General features: G+C 45.4%; 14 protein-coding genes. 1 reads left to right on the top strand and 13 read right to left on the bottom strand.

Annotated features, from left to right (window positions below; genetic code table 11):
• Nucleotides 1-301, top strand: a 301-nt coding sequence (locus Tfer_RS16380) for a hypothetical protein (protein ID WP_207642460.1), incomplete at its 5' end; no start/stop codon positions are given.
• Between the two features lie 145 nt (nucleotides 302-446).
• On the opposite strand, the gene Tfer_RS15130 is transcribed toward Tfer_RS16380, so the two are convergent.
• The 13 genes from Tfer_RS15130 to infB form a co-directional block, all read right to left on the bottom strand.
• Nucleotides 447-1,589 carry a glycosyl hydrolase family 18 protein gene (locus tag Tfer_RS15130; RefSeq protein ID WP_052219122.1) on the bottom strand — a complete coding sequence of 381 codons (1,143 nt, stop codon included), beginning with the start codon at nucleotides 1,587-1,589 and terminating at the stop codon, nucleotides 447-449.
• A gap of 365 nt (nucleotides 1,590-1,954) precedes the next feature.
• On the bottom strand, nucleotides 1,955-3,238 hold the full coding sequence (locus Tfer_RS15135) for a LysM peptidoglycan-binding domain-containing protein (RefSeq protein WP_052219123.1): 1,284 nt from the start codon (nucleotides 3,236-3,238) through the stop codon (nucleotides 1,955-1,957).
• 184 nt (nucleotides 3,239-3,422) lie between these two features.
• A complete protein-coding gene (gene sleB, locus Tfer_RS15140; RefSeq protein WP_200901051.1) occupies nucleotides 3,423-4,160 on the bottom strand; it encodes a spore cortex-lytic enzyme in 738 nt (245 codons plus the stop codon).
• 397 nt (nucleotides 4,161-4,557) lie between these two features.
• Nucleotides 4,558-5,394, bottom strand: a complete 837-nt coding sequence (locus Tfer_RS15145; protein ID WP_013120260.1) for a deoxyribonuclease IV — start codon at nucleotides 5,392-5,394, stop codon at nucleotides 4,558-4,560.
• A 124-nt stretch (nucleotides 5,395-5,518) separates the two neighbouring features.
• Nucleotides 5,519-7,669, bottom strand: a complete 2,151-nt coding sequence (gene pnp / locus Tfer_RS15150; RefSeq protein ID WP_052219125.1) for a polyribonucleotide nucleotidyltransferase — start codon at nucleotides 7,667-7,669, stop codon at nucleotides 5,519-5,521.
• A gap of 182 nt (nucleotides 7,670-7,851) precedes the next feature.
• Entirely contained in the window at nucleotides 7,852-8,121 is a 270-nt protein-coding gene (gene rpsO / locus Tfer_RS15155; protein ID WP_052219126.1) for a 30S ribosomal protein S15, read from the bottom strand.
• A 123-nt stretch (nucleotides 8,122-8,244) separates the two neighbouring features.
• A complete protein-coding gene (locus tag Tfer_RS15160; protein WP_013120257.1) occupies nucleotides 8,245-8,466 on the bottom strand; it encodes a hypothetical protein in 222 nt (73 codons plus the stop codon).
• A 17-nt stretch (nucleotides 8,467-8,483) separates the two neighbouring features.
• Complete coding sequence (locus tag Tfer_RS15165) at nucleotides 8,484-8,714, bottom strand: hypothetical protein (protein ID WP_013120256.1); 231 nt, start codon at nucleotides 8,712-8,714, stop codon at nucleotides 8,484-8,486.
• Nucleotides 8,715-8,855: 141 nt separating this feature from the next.
• Nucleotides 8,856-9,797 (bottom strand): bifunctional riboflavin kinase/FAD synthetase, encoded by a 942-nt coding sequence (locus Tfer_RS15170; RefSeq protein WP_052219127.1) that lies wholly within the window; start codon nucleotides 9,795-9,797, stop codon nucleotides 8,856-8,858.
• 12 nt (nucleotides 9,798-9,809) lie between these two features.
• Entirely contained in the window at nucleotides 9,810-10,742 is a 933-nt protein-coding gene (gene truB / locus Tfer_RS15175; protein WP_052219128.1) for a tRNA pseudouridine(55) synthase TruB, read from the bottom strand.
• A gap of 16 nt (nucleotides 10,743-10,758) precedes the next feature.
• Nucleotides 10,759-11,742, bottom strand: a complete 984-nt coding sequence (locus tag Tfer_RS15180; protein WP_160315577.1) for a DHH family phosphoesterase — start codon at nucleotides 11,740-11,742, stop codon at nucleotides 10,759-10,761.
• The gene (gene rbfA, locus Tfer_RS15185; protein WP_013120252.1) at nucleotides 11,729-12,091 is read right to left on the bottom strand and encodes a 30S ribosome-binding factor RbfA; all 363 of its coding nucleotides are present in this window, start codon (nucleotides 12,089-12,091) and stop codon (nucleotides 11,729-11,731) included. The genes Tfer_RS15180 and rbfA overlap by 14 nt, the downstream gene beginning before the upstream one ends.
• Before the next feature lie 33 nt (nucleotides 12,092-12,124).
• A partial coding sequence (gene infB, locus Tfer_RS15190) for a translation initiation factor IF-2 (RefSeq protein WP_052219130.1) occupies nucleotides 12,125-14,206 on the bottom strand: 2,082 nt, incomplete at its 5' end.

The raw sequence follows: 14,206 nt of genomic DNA on the forward strand, positions 1-14,206 counted from the left end.
AATTGGAGGGGTGAGCCGGGTTCTCCGGCTACCGTTTGGGAGCGACTGCGCCCGCAAAACCGCAGCCGGGCAGGCAGGAAGTTCCCGCATGTTTGCAGATGGCGAAGGCCGCCGGGAAGTCCGGCGCTCAACGCAGATTGCGTGTCCGGACGGGAGGCGGCCTGACTTATTAGAAATGCAACATGAGCCATCGAGTTCGGGAACGCTGCCTGCCCGGCCAGGGTTTGCAGCACCAAGCTCCCAGGTAGCAGAGAAACCCTCCCACCCTGCCGTCATTCTTCAGCACCAAGCTCCGGGGTAGCCCAGCCACCACACCCACCCTTAAAGCCCCGCTCCGGAAAAAATTTAACTTCCCCGAATTTTTTAGAATAACCTTTGCCTGAAGAGGTATAATAAACACCTCTCCCCTAAGCTGTTGAGAAGGTCGATTTTAAGTGGAGTTTATTTTATCGGGCCAGCTTGCTGCTCATGGTTTCCCAAAAAGCTCCATCTTCGAAGCCGAGTCTCCACACAGCAATACCTCCGACATCATATTTTTTCACCAATTGGGCCTTCAAAGCAGCACTTTGGGTACTTTCAAACCAGACGGTGCGTTTTTCACCGCTTGTCCAATAATAAAAATAGGGTACCTGGGCCTTGGCATCCCATTGTATTTTAGCCCCGTGTTGCTTGGCCAGTTGCAAAGCTTTGCTCGAAGATACGGTTCTGCCTTTTCCTTTTTGTCCCCAGTCATAGCCATAGGTTCCTATACCCAACAATAACTTATCCTTGGGAATCTGGCTTGTTGCAAATTTAAGAACATTTTCTACCCAGGGAAGAGAAGCAATAGGCCCCGGTGACCCACCGAACCAGTGCTCATCATAAGTCATTAACATTACCCTATCGGCCACGCTGCCAATGAACCGGTAATCAAAACCGCCGCTCCAAGCGTCTTGCTTATTATCCCAGGTCTTGGCCGGTACGGAAACCGTTAGCAGGTACCCTTCCGCCCGGAGCTTATCCTTCAGCAGCTTAAGAAAATCATTAAACTTATTTCTTTCACTGGGGCTGATATTTTCAAAATCGATATTGACACCGGCCAATGTCTTTTCCCTGATTAGTTTTAAAATGTTTGCAATCAGATTGTTACGCGCTTTGCTATCGTTAAGTACAGCACTAATCAATTGCCGGTCAAAGCCGTTATTGTTAAAGTTATGTACCAGTACTAATACATTTAGCCTTTTTTCATTAGCAGCCCGCAACAAATTACCGGTTAACTGTCCGCTAAGATTACCGTATTTATCCACTCGATATGCAAAAGGAACTACTGCAGTCATATACTGGCCATATTTTTCAATCGATCGCAGAGACCCTGTATCACCGGGCCAGTCTTCAGCATAATAACCAACCCTTTCAAAATATGCAGATTTTACTTTTTCCCAATAAATCTTTTTAACCCTGTCAAATTTGGTAGGCCCGATAACAGGCCTGACAGCCGACAGCTTGTCCACAGCATTTTTTTCTTTTACCGTTATGTTATCATATTGCTGGGCAAAAGCTAAAAGTCTTTGGCTCTCAAAAATCATAAAAATGCTCAGTGCAAATAGCACAACACAAATCCGCTTTGGTATAAAAATTTTTCCCCTCCCCTTTCTTTGGCTTAATCTTTTAAATCAAGTATAAATTGCCAAAGAAAGGCTGGCAAAGACGCTCTAATTGTTCCTATTATTAATATTTCTGATTAACATATGGATGTACAGACATATTCAGGTAGTTATAGTATTCCTGTCCACTCCCAGCTATTGCCAAAGCTAAAACAACCGGAATGGCCCAAATCACCGGCGAAGTCCAAGGTGGGTCGTAGCGACTGTGACCCATGGATGGCATTCATCGGGTCGGTGATTTGGGCCATATAGCAAACAATATATTTTTCCAAATAACATTTCCCAGTGCGGAAACACTTGAATGTACTAAATTAATTCCCCGCCGCCTTCTGCACCATTTCCTGGTGCTTGGTATCAATTGTGTTGCTATTGTGCGTTCTGCTGTTTAAAAAATGCAGGTCAAAATGTCCTGGAAAATCGTTATCTGCTATGGTTTGAATACTGTGGGGCATACCGGCCATGGAACCTGCAATCACCTTATCATCTACGTAAACCAGTACAGCTCTTCTGTTCCAACTCCATTGTCCGCCGTAGATTTCCTTCATAATTTCCGTATCGGCGGCGGTCAAAGGTTCTACATCGGCATGGTTTGAACCGCCCAACCGGCGAACTCGAAAACTCTTGCCTGTATCGAGGTCTTTCAATGTGGCTACGTTGTGGGTATCAAATACCCAGGAAACGTATTCCCAATCCATAAGCTCCCCATAGCCTTCTTTTCGGTTCGCTTCGGGGTACGGAATCGTAACGGGTTGATCGCTGTTCTGCGGAATAAACAGGGGTTGGTTGACCATGAGCAAGTCTGTATGTAGGTGATTGGTAGCCGTAATTGCAGCTTCCGTGGTACCGAAGCGTTGGGCTAGCAGCCAAAGGTTGTCGCCGGCTTTGGTATGGTATAAAACTACTCCCTCCGGTATTATCCCCCACTGTCCGCCATAAGGGATAGGCGGTTTAGGTGGTTCTGCTGGCGCCGGAACCTGAGGTTCTTTAGTTTCGTTCGGTATCTCGATATCCTGAGGACTAACCGGAACCTGCGCCTTTTCAGGTACAAACAAAACCTGCCCCACCCATAGCAAATCAGATTTCATTTTGTTTACCAGCTTCAACATCTCAATGTTAGCGTTAAATTCTTTGGCAATTAAGTAGAGGGTATCCCCATTTTGTACGGTATATCGCGCCTGAGCGGGTACAGGAAGTTTAAGTGACTGACCCACATAGATGGTAGAACTCTTCAACCCATTGGCTGCCATTATTTCACTTATGCCAATGCCAAATCGCCGGCTAATCAGGTAAAGGCTATCGCCTGACCCAACCGTGTAAGCGGCTGATTTAGGCGCTTCCCGTACATAGCCCGTGGATTTGGGAATTTTTAAGACTTGACCCGGCACTATCTGGGTAGACGTAAGTTTATTGGCGCTCATAATTGCTTCCACAGGAGATTCAAACTTCCAGCCAATCAGCCATAGAAAATCACCAGGCTGAACCTTGTAATATACGTCAGCAGGTTCCGCTCCGGCAACAAAACTCGAGGTTGTGAATACAAGCACAAAAATGATACACAGAATAGTTGCAATAATGATTCTTCTACTACTTCTCATTACTTCCCTCCCATATATTACTTTAATTGTTAATTATGTTAACACCTCCTTGTATTGGCGGGGTATGGTTATACATTTAGACATGTTTCAACAACTTTCCTCGTGGGAATTTGGACCATTTACTTTGCAAAAGAAACAAGGACTGCCCAAAATTGGTTGGGCAGCCCCTGGGGAAAGGAAGAGTCTACTTGGCAAAAATGTGGTTGCCAATTTGTTTAATTTGTGGCCTGGTCCATATCCACCTGCTGGTGGATTTCGCAGGATTGAAATAATAGAGAGCACCCCCTGTGTTGTCCTTACCCTGAGCAGCTACATAAGCAGCACGGATAGCCTCCCTTGACGGTTGTAACCATATTTGACCGTCCTCAACAGCATCAAAGGCGCCCCTCTGAAATATTACACCGGGGACGGACTTGGGAAACTGGGGAGATTCTACCCTGTTTAGAATTACAGCTGCGACGGCAACCTGTCCTTCAAAAGGTTCTCCTCTGGCCTCGCCGTTTACAGCCCTGGCCAATAGCAGCAGATCTTTCTCCGAAAGTTTTACACCGAAACTATTCCTACCAACGTGCTGTTTTCTGCCATTGTCCTCGCCGGTACCGTTTAACCGGGCAAAGGTTTTTTCATCTACAGTACCCGTAACGGCCAGGTTGTTCTTTTTCTGAAACTCTTTGACCCGGTTTAAGGTGGTGAAGCCATAAATCCCATCCACAGCTCCAACCTGAAAACCTTGTTCGTTGAGTTTGTGCTGAACCCACCTTACGTCAGACCCCATTTTTCCGAAACTCAGAATTCTGTTTAATCCTTTCTGGCTGTCAAAACCTGGAACAACAGTGGCAAACATCATGGAAACAATGATACCCAAGATAAAGAGAACCTTTAGATATTTTTCCAAATAATTATTGTTTATTTTTTCTGACAAATTCTTACAACCTTTTTCTAATGAAAACATTTTCGCTTTTAAAACCATTTTAGCCTTTTTCCAAAATGGCAAAAACTCATTTTGTAAAAAGTTTTTGCAAACATTTTTCAAACCAATTAAGAATTCTCTGCTTGATCTGAATGTGAAAAAAAGCTTAAAATCCTTATCCGTCATACAGTCTCCTCTCCTTTCTCCTTCCGTGAAGGACAAATTCAAGGGGGCTCTAATACTTTTCCGATTATAACGGAATTAAGAACTTTAAGCAACTGCACAAAACTTTTTAAAACATATTAGGTACGCAAAATACCGCAACAAATAAAAAAAAACCGCAAAATGCAGTAAAAAACTTATAAAATCAACTAAATAAAGGCTATTGTATGATTGCGGTAATGTTTGTTTATTCTGCCAATGACCGCAAGGTCTTCAAGTTGCTTACCCAATCACCTTCTTTATCTACAGGAGTCTCCAGAATAAACGGCACCTCATGAAGTCTTTGGTCATGCAACAGCGTCCGAAAGCCTTCGGGGCCAATAAGGCCCTTGCCAATGTGGGCATGCCTGTCCTTTTTTGACCCAAGCGGGTAGGCGGAATCATTTGCATGAATAACTTTAAGCAAATGCAGACCAATAACGCTGTCAAAATCCTGTAAAGTTTTTTGCACAGCTTCCTCCGTAACCAGGTTATAACCGGCGCCAAAAGCATGGCAAGTATCAAAACAAACGGCCACTTTATCTGTTTTCAGTCTTTCCATGATCCACGCCAAATGCTCGAATCGGTAGCCTAACTCATGGCCTGCGCCGGCAGTATTCTCTAGCAAAATGGTCACCTGGCCGGCATAGTTGTTGATTATTTCTGCCAAACCATTTACCATCTGCCGCAAACCTATTTCCTCTCCGGTTCCCCGGTGAGAGCCGACGTGCAGTACCAAGTACTGCGCCTGCAGTTGATCGGCACGTTCCAGATCTTCCAGGATGAGCCGGACAGCATATTTGTGCATTTCTTCATCGGGGTTAGCCAGGTTTAAAATATAAGGCATATGTACTATTACAGGGAAAATCTTATTTTCCGTTACTAACCTATGAAACTCATTGAGCTCTTCCTCAGTAAAAGGGCGCGCCTTACCTCCTCTTGGGCTTCTTGAAAACATCTGAAAAGTATTACATCCGTATGAAACGGCCGATTTGACCGCTTCCGGCAGGCCCTGGCCAATTTTTACATGCATACCTATTCTCATAACTCTTCCTCCACTCGTTACAGACTCATCAAGCACTTATCAGGTTAAGCCTGTTTTAAACGGCGCCCCATCGGACTTCATTAAACGGCAAAAAACATAAACCGGAACCGGTTTATGTTTTTCTTTAACTTTCAGTCTGCTGTTGCGCTTTCAGGGCTTCTTTCCTGGACAGGTTTATTCTGCCCTGTTCATCAATCTTGGTTACTTTAACCATTATCTCATCACCAACGGATACAACATCTTCCACCTTGCCTACCCTTTGTTCGGCTAACTGAGATATATGAACGAGGCCTTCCTTGCCGGGCAGCACCTCTACAAAGGCGCCAAAATCCATAATCTTTACTACCCTTCCTAGGTACATTTTACCGACTTCCACATCGGCAGTAAGTTTGTCTATTATTTCCCGTGCCCTTCGGCCGGCTTCCTCGTCAACGGCGGCAATGAATACACGGCCGTCATCTTCAATGTCAATTTTTACACCCGTTTCATCAATAATCTTTTTAATCGTTTTGCCGCCCGGACCGATAACATTTCTTATCTTCTCGGGATCAATGGTAAAGGTAATGATACGCGGGGCATAAGGTGAAATTTCAGGCCTTGGCTTATCAATTACTTCAAGCATTTTAGACAATATATGCATTCTGCCTTCCCTGGCCTGTGTCAAAGCAACCTGCAAGATTTCCTTGCTGATCCCGGCAATTTTGATGTCCATCTGAATAGCCGTAACACCTTTTTCAGTTCCGGCCACTTTGAAATCCATGTCGCCTAAGTGATCTTCCATACCCTGGATGTCAGTCAACACGGCGAAGGTATCTTCCTCTTTGATTAACCCCATGGCCACTCCGGATACAGGACGTTTGATAGGTACGCCGGCATCCATCAGTGAAAGGGTAGACCCACAAACACTACCCATAGAAGAAGACCCGTTTGATTCCAACACCTCGGATACTAACCTGATGGTATAAGGAAACTCATCTTCCGATGGAATCATTGGTTCCAGCGCTCTTTCAGCCAGGGCTCCGTGACCAATTTCACGCCGTCCGGGGCCGCGCATGAAACGGGCTTCTCCCACACTGTAAGGTGGAAAATTATAGTGGTGCATATAGCGTTTAGATTCTTCCACCCCAAGCCCGTCCAAAATCTGCTCATCACCGACAGCTCCCAGCGTTGTTACGGTCAAAACCTGAGTCTGGCCCCTGGTAAAAAGGCCCGACCCATGGGTCCTTGGTAGAATCCCCACATGACATTCGATGGGACGCACCTCGTCCAGTTTACGACCGTCTATCCTGACTCTGTCCTGAATGATAAACTTGCGCATTATCTCTTTTTCCAGTTTATTAACGGCGTCAGCCACATGTTTTAAAGCGGCTTCATCTTCGGGAAAGACTTTTTCCGCAAAGTATGTTTTGATTTCCTCTTTGGCGTTCTCTATGAAATCTTCCCGTTGCTTTTTGGGGAAACGTTTTTCGATACACTCTTTTAAGGTGTCAAACATTTTATCGTAAGCATATTCACGGACCTGTTTCTCGATTTCTTCATCCAGCAGAAATAATACCGGCTCTTGGCGTGGTTTGGCAACACCGGCATCCAGACATTCCCGGGTGAAATCCTCGAGGAATGATACAATTTTTTTGATTTCCTCATGTCCGTAAGAAATAGCTTCCAGGATAACTTCTTCAGGAACCTCCTTGGCGCCCGCTTCCACCATAATAACTGCGTCTTTGGTACCGGCTACCGTTAGATGCATATCGCTTACTTCCGCCTGGGCAATTGTCGGGTTAATAATGAATTTGCCGTCAACCCGTCCGACAACTACCGCTCCAATAGGTCCAAGAAACGGAATGCCGGATATCATAAGGGCAGCCGAAGCTCCATTAATAGCTGTCACATCAGGAGCATTGTCCTGGTCAACAGACAGAACGGTGGCTACAATATGTACATCATTCCTGTAACCCTTTGGAAACAAGGGGCGGATAGGCCTGTCAATCAGCCGGCTGGACAAAATAGCCTTTTCGCTGGGCCGTCCTTCCCTTTTGATAAACCCTCCCGGAATTTTCCCAACAGCATAAAGACGTTCCTCGTAATCAACCGTTAAAGGAAAGAAGTCTATTCCCTCCCGGGGCTCAGGCGAACACGTTGCTGTAACTAAAACGGCAGTGTCACCATAGCGGCAAAATACTGCACCTGTCGCTTGCTTGGCCATCCTACCGGTTTCAATTACCATTTCCCGGCCGCCAATAGGGAAACTACGTATAATTACTGGGCTAGAATCCATAATATTAAAGTCATAACCTCCTCTTGAAATACATGCCAACAAATTGTAGTTCGACATATATCCTAGTATTTCCTGCATTGCATAAAAAATAACCGCTTTTTCCACCTTTTAAAAAGGTATTCTGCTCAGTCCTGCCAGCCGTGAAATTGTACAACAAAAAGCGGGTATTACCCCGCTTTTTATTACCGTCTTAAACCAAGTTTCTCGATTATGTTACGGTACCGGTCAAAATCTTTTTTCTTTAAGTAATTCAACAAAGCTCTCCTTTGACCAACCATTTTCAGTAAGCCTCTCCTGGAATGGTGGTCCTTTTTATGTTGCTGCAGGTGTTCAGTGAGATAATTAATCCTTTCGGTAAGGATGGCAATCTGCACTTCCGGAGAACCCGTATCAGCCTCATGCAGCTTGTACTTATTAATAATCTCCTTTTTCTGCTCCGATAACAGCGCCATAATCTTCACCTCCTCTTTTTTTATAAATCGCCATTAGCCAAGTATACCGCCGAGGAAACGAATAAACCTAGCCAATGGTTCTTGTCTATAATTAACCGGTTCTACACCGGATAATTATCACTGTTATTTTCCTATCACTGTAATTACTAATCGCCCTGAAGAAATATCTTTGGCAACAATATCAAAAATTCTTCCTGATTTGGCAAAAAATCCTTTAAATCTGGTAGCGGTCGGAATACAGCCCGGTATTTCCCTGGCTGCATTAATTATGTCCGCGTAAGTTATCTTTTCCTGGCGCACATCTTTTAACCGTTTGCGCGCATGCTCGGTAATGATAACCCGCATCCAGATATCCCTTTTACCTACTTCTCATATCCTTTTGGATATATAAATATTTTGTCTTCCTGAGCCAATATGGCAAACAGGGCATCCTGAAATGCCGCGATAAAAGCGTTTTCTATATTGGCATTAAAATAGTGGTTTTCCAACTCATGCCGTAGGGCATTAAATTCCTCGCTGAAAAGAATCTCCGCAATATCCTTGACAAACTTCTGAACATCCTGTTCACAATATGCGGAATCCGGCAAGGCCATGTCAACGTCTCCTTTCCTACCGGGACGTTACCGTAATATTTTAGCATACAATCACATTATTGTAAATAAAGCAATTGTGCTCCAGCCGTAAAAAAGTGCCCGATAATAAATTTCTTTCTAAAATTATATTTACCCAACATGTCATTTATTCTCAGGAACGTGATTAAGGATTCTCCTTGCCAGACCAGCATCAATACAAATCTGCCGGGTCAGTTCCTCTAAGTCCCGAAAAGACTTTTCGGCACGCAGGCGCGCAACAAACTCCACTTTAATCTCGTGGCCGTAAAGATTGCCATCGAAATCAAATATGTGTACCTCTAAATTTACGGGATTTTCCTTTTTCAACGTTGGTTTATTGCCGATATTGGCAACACCGCAATGCTTCTCCCCAAGACCGGAAACCCGGACAGCATATACTCCTTTGGCCGGAACCAGGATTTCATGGTTCAGATCAAGGTTGGCTGTCGGAAAACCTATTTTCCGTCCCAGTTGTACCCCATAAACGACTTTACCCCTCACATAGGGAAAATAACCCAAATATTTTCTGGCTTCAGTAACCTCGCCGCGAAGCAGCAACTGCCTAATCAAAGTACTGCTCACTTCAACGCCGTCCACAGTTACCGGCGGAACCACATCAACTCTGTAATTTCCTTCCGGAGCATACTCTCTTAAAAGTTCCGGTGTCCCTTTACCGCCTTTACCAAAAGAAAAATTATATCCTACAATAATTCCTTTCGCTCCTACACCTTCGACCAATATTTTTTTCATAAAGTCAGCAGGTTCCAGATTAGCCATCCGCCCGGAAAAACCGGCTATGACCATCACGGCAATCCCCAATTCAGCCATCATTCTTATTTTTTCTTCCTTCGGTAATAACAAAGGTGGATAACTATCAGGTAGCAAAACCTTTAGAGGGTGGGGATCAAAAGTAAATACAACTGGGGTTCCGGAAATTTCGTCAGCCATCTTTCTCGTTCTTCTGACCAACTCCCGGTGTCCCAGGTGGACACCGTCAAAATTACCAAGCGCCACCACCGGATTGGGATAATTTTTCACGTCTCTTATGTCGTAATATACTTCCATGGTTTCTCCCCTCTAACCAAAAACCTTAATCGGCTGAAAAACCCTTCTTTTCCTGTCTCCCAATTTTTCAACCTTTGCTTCTGCTACTGCCAGTAAACTCCCATTTTTGTCCTGCAACCTGACCAAACAGCCCTGCGCGATTTCACCCGGTTCGGTCACAAGTCCTGAGGGATAAATTTTATTCCCGTTAATAACTGCTTTTACAGCGCTCTCACGCACCAGAATCACCGGAAAGCCTATCAAAGCACTGTCTATAGGCTGCAAGGCTTTAAGGACCTCTTGTTTCCGGGCAAGTTCATCAATTTCTTCCAGGGTGTACGCATCCATTAACTTAAAGGGGCCGGAAGATGTGCGAATCAGGTAGCTCATATATGCTCCGCAGCCAAGAGCCTGTCCGATATCATGGCATAGAGTCCTTACATAAGTCCCTTTGGAACAGGTAACGTCAAACATTACTTCCGGATGGGCGCTACCTAAATTCGCAAACCTTTTAATAATCAGAGAGTGAATAACTACTGTCCGCGGCGGACGAACTATTTCTTTCCCCTGCCGGGCCAATTCGTACAGTTTCCTGCCACCGATTTTTACCGCCGATACCATGGGCGGAACCTGCTCAATAACACCAATAAACTTTTTAAAACAATCGGCTATATCACTTTGTTTCAGGTAAGAAGCATCCTTTACCTCAGTAATCTCGCCAAAACCGTCCTGGGTAGTTGTCGTTATCCCAAATTTTATAATCCCGCGGTAGCTTTTGGTTCCTTCCGTAAGAAATTCGGCTACCCTGGTGGCTTTGCCGATACATACAGCTAAAACCCCGGGAACACCGGGGTCTAGAGTCCCGGTATGTCCTACTTTGCGTGTCTGGAAAGTTTTCCGCAAAAAAGATACCACATCATGGGAGGTCATCCCTGGGGGTTTCAAAACGTTAATAATACCGTCCACTTTTAAAAGTCCCTCCTCAACAATGACTATTTCCAATGTGAGCAAGAACTGCCGCAAGAACTTTTTCTTCGGCTTCCTGGAGCGGCATTTCTATCTGGCAGCCGGCTGCCTTCGGATGTCCTCCGCCGCCAAAGAAGGCAGCAAGTTTGTTGACATCGACTGTTTCTTTCGACCGGAATCCGACTTTCACCCTGTTCGGAGCAATCTCCCTGAATAACAACCCAACTACTGTTCCCCTAACCTGTCTGGGGTAATTTACGATACCCTCTGCATGCTCATCTTTGGCGCCCAATTCCTGGGCCAGTTGAAGAGGAATGGATATCCAGGCTACCCTTCCGCAGTCTGAAACCTTTAGCCTTGATAAGGCCCTGCCCAAAAGGAGTAACCCTGTCACATCCTTGTTTTCAAACAGGCATGTATTGATATAAGCTGCATTAATGCCTGTTTTGAGCAGCTCAGCACATATCATGTGTGTTTTGTCGGTTGTATTTTCATATCTGAACGAACCTGTGTCCATGACCAAAGCTACGTAAAGGCAGGTGGCCAAGTCCTGGTTTACAGGTTTATCGAAAACGTTAATTAACCGGTAAACCTGTTCTCCGGTAGCCGCTGCCGTCGCATCAATATAGTTATAAGTACCATAAACCTGATTACTGATATGATGGTCAATGTTTATTAACACCGGCACTTTTTTCAAACGGTCGGCCAAATATGCCCCTACCCTGTTTAAGTCAGTGCAATCGAGAATCACCGCAGTATCTGCGTCATCAGGAAATTCTTCTGGAGGTTTGATTTCCTGGACCAGCGGAAGAAATCCATATATTTGGGGTATAGGATCAGGGGTCAACATAGTGACTTTTTTGTCCATAGACTTCAGAAACAATCCCATAGCCAAGGTAGACCCTATACTATCCCCATCAGGCATAGCATGGCCGCAAACAATTATATGTTTAGCCTTCCGTATGGCCTCCGCCACTTGATCCAGGTTATTGTTCATCATTGCCTCCATCCTTCTGAACCCGATTTAGAAGCTCCATAATCCTTGCTCCGCGTTCAATCGATTCATCAAACCGGAATTCTACTTCCGGAGTGTATCTTAATCTGATCCGCTTCCCCAATTCGGACCGGACAAAACCCTTGGCTTTATTTAATGCCTGCAAAGTCTGTGCCTTCTCTTCATCACTACCGTACACACTGATATAGATGCGCGCATGCCGCAAATCCGGACACACTTCTACACCCGTTACGGTGACAAAACCTATTCTGGGGTCTTTTATTTCGCCGCCCAGCATTTGGGTAACTTCCTTTTTAATCGCTTCTGCTACTCTGGAAGCCCGATGGCCTGACATATTTGCCACCCCCAAAACCTAATTCTTCTCCACTTATAGCTCCCGTGTAACCTCTTCCATAATAAAGGCTTCGATGACATCCCCCTCTTGTATATCATTATAGTTCTCTATCATAATGCCACATTCGTAGCCTTCCGATACCTCTTTCACATCATCTTTAAAGCGTTTTAATGAACCGAGGTTTCCTTCATGGATAACAATGTTGTCCCTGATAACCCTAACCTGGGCATTTCTGGTGATTTTGCCCTCTGCTACATAACACCCGGCAATTGTACCGACCTTGGATACCTTGAATATAGCCCTGACTTCCAGCCTGCCGATAATGACTTCCTTGAACTCAGGATCGAGTAGGCCCTGCATAGCGGCTTTGACATCCTCTATTGCATTATAGATAACCCGATAAAGACGGATATCAACTTTTTCTGTTTCTGCCGCTTTGCGAGCATTAGCGTCAGGTCTGACGTTAAAACCGATAACAATTGCATTGGAAGCAGAGGCCAACATGATATCGGTCTCTGTAATAGCGCCGACACCGCCATGAATGGCATTAACCCTTACTTCATCAGTACTTAGCTTCATAAGGGATTGCTTCAATGCCTCTATAGACCCCTGGACATCAGCTTTGATAATTATATTGAGTTCCTTAACATTACCCTCCTGAATTTGTTTAAACAAATCGTCGAGGGATACTTTAGTGGTGGCCTTAAGTTCTTCTTCCCGTTTTTTGGCCAATCTTTTTTCACTTATAGTTTTGGCCGTCTTATCGTCCTTCACGGCATGGAAAATATCTCCGGCCTGCGGAACATCGGAAAGTCCTAACACCTCCACGGGTGTGGAAGGGCCGGCCTTTTTAACCCTGCGTCCCTTGTCATCTATCATGGCACGTACCTTGCCATGGGCTGTTCCGGCCACAATGGAATCACCTATTTTTAAAGTTCCTGTCTGAACCAAAACAGTAGCCACAGGACCGCGGCCTTTATCAAGCTCAGCCTCTATAACGGTACCCTTGGCCAACCGTTTAGGGTTAGCTTTTAATTCCTGGACCTCAGCCACTAACAAAATCATTTCCAATAAGTTTTCCAGACCCTCACGGGTTTTAGCCGATACCGGAACACAAATGGTATCTCCTCCCCATTCCTCAGGAACCAGTCCGTGTTCGGTCAGTTCCTGCATAACACGTTCCGGTCGAGCATCAGGTTTGTCGATTTTATTGATAGCCACAATTATAGGTACTTCTGCAGCCTTGGAATGGTTAATGGCCTCCACGGTCTGAGGCATAACACCGTCATCTGCGGCAACAACAAGGATGGCAATATCCGTCACTTGCGCTCCCCTGGCCCGCATGGCAGTAAAAGCCTCATGGCCGGGAGTATCCAGGAACGTAATTTTTTTGCCGTCATGCACAACCTGGTATGCTCCGATGTGCTGAGTAATACCGCCGGCTTCACTGGCAGTTACGTTGGATTCCCTTATGGCATCCAACAGAGAGGTCTTACCATGGTCGACATGTCCCATTACAGTAACCACACAGGGACGTGGAACCAAATCTGCCGGGTCATCCTCTATTTCCTCAATAAAATCATAAGTAGACTCGTCAACTTTTATGTCAACTTCAAATCCAAACTCGTTGGCCAAAATTTCAGCGGTCTCTACATCTACTTCCTGATTGATAGTGGCCATTACGCCCAAGCCCATTAACTTTTTAATCAATTCCCCGGCTGACTTATTCATTTTCATGGCCAAATCTTTAACCGAAATGGTATCACCATGGATTTCAATAGGTTTAACCTGTTTGGGCGGTTGACTGCCGGCAGGTTTTTGGACCTCAGCTTTGTCTTTTTTCTGTTTGGGAGCCATAACTTTTTGTTCAAGCTTTTCCTTTTCTTTCACTCTATGCGGTCGCTCCCAGTTTTTCTGCCGGTCTTTCCGCTGCTCGCCACGAACCGTTTGTTCCGGCGCTGCAGCTACGGGTTGCGTTGCTTGAGGACCCGGACCGGGTAGTCTCTGGCCTGCCGGCCTCGGCCCCTGACCTGCCGGCCGCGCTGCCTGACCAGGCGGTCTCTGACCTGCCGGTCTCTGACCTGCCGGCCTCTGACCTGCTGGCCTCTGACCCGC

The sequence above is a fragment of the Thermincola ferriacetica genome (assembly GCF_001263415.1).
Classification (GTDB): domain Bacteria; phylum Bacillota; class Thermincolia; order Thermincolales; family Thermincolaceae; genus Thermincola; species Thermincola ferriacetica.

What these genes read in the sequence shown, in the direction of transcription:
- Tfer_RS15135 (WP_052219123.1), bottom strand. Translation starts at nt 3,238, where the DNA reads ATGAGAAGTAGTAGAAGAATCATTATTGCAACTATTCTGTGTATCATT.
- rpsO (WP_052219126.1), bottom strand. Translation starts at nt 8,121, where the DNA reads ATGGCGCTGTTATCGGAGCAGAAAAAGGAGATTATTAATAAGTACAAG.
- Tfer_RS15165 (WP_013120256.1), bottom strand. Translation starts at nt 8,714, where the DNA reads ATGGCCTTGCCGGATTCCGCATATTGTGAACAGGATGTTCAGAAGTTT.
- rbfA (WP_013120252.1), bottom strand. Translation starts at nt 12,091, where the DNA reads ATGTCAGGCCATCGGGCTTCCAGAGTAGCAGAAGCGATTAAAAAGGAA.
- Tfer_RS15180 (WP_160315577.1), bottom strand. Translation starts at nt 11,742, where the DNA reads ATGATGAACAATAACCTGGATCAAGTGGCGGAGGCCATACGGAAGGCT.
- Tfer_RS15160 (WP_013120257.1), bottom strand. Translation starts at nt 8,466, where the DNA reads ATGCGGGTTATCATTACCGAGCATGCGCGCAAACGGTTAAAAGATGTG.
- pnp (WP_052219125.1), bottom strand. Translation starts at nt 7,669, where the DNA reads ATGGATTCTAGCCCAGTAATTATACGTAGTTTCCCTATTGGCGGCCGG.
- Tfer_RS15145 (WP_013120260.1), bottom strand. Translation starts at nt 5,394, where the DNA reads ATGAGAATAGGTATGCATGTAAAAATTGGCCAGGGCCTGCCGGAAGCG.
- Tfer_RS15170 (WP_052219127.1), bottom strand. Translation starts at nt 9,797, where the DNA reads ATGGAAGTATATTACGACATAAGAGACGTGAAAAATTATCCCAATCCG.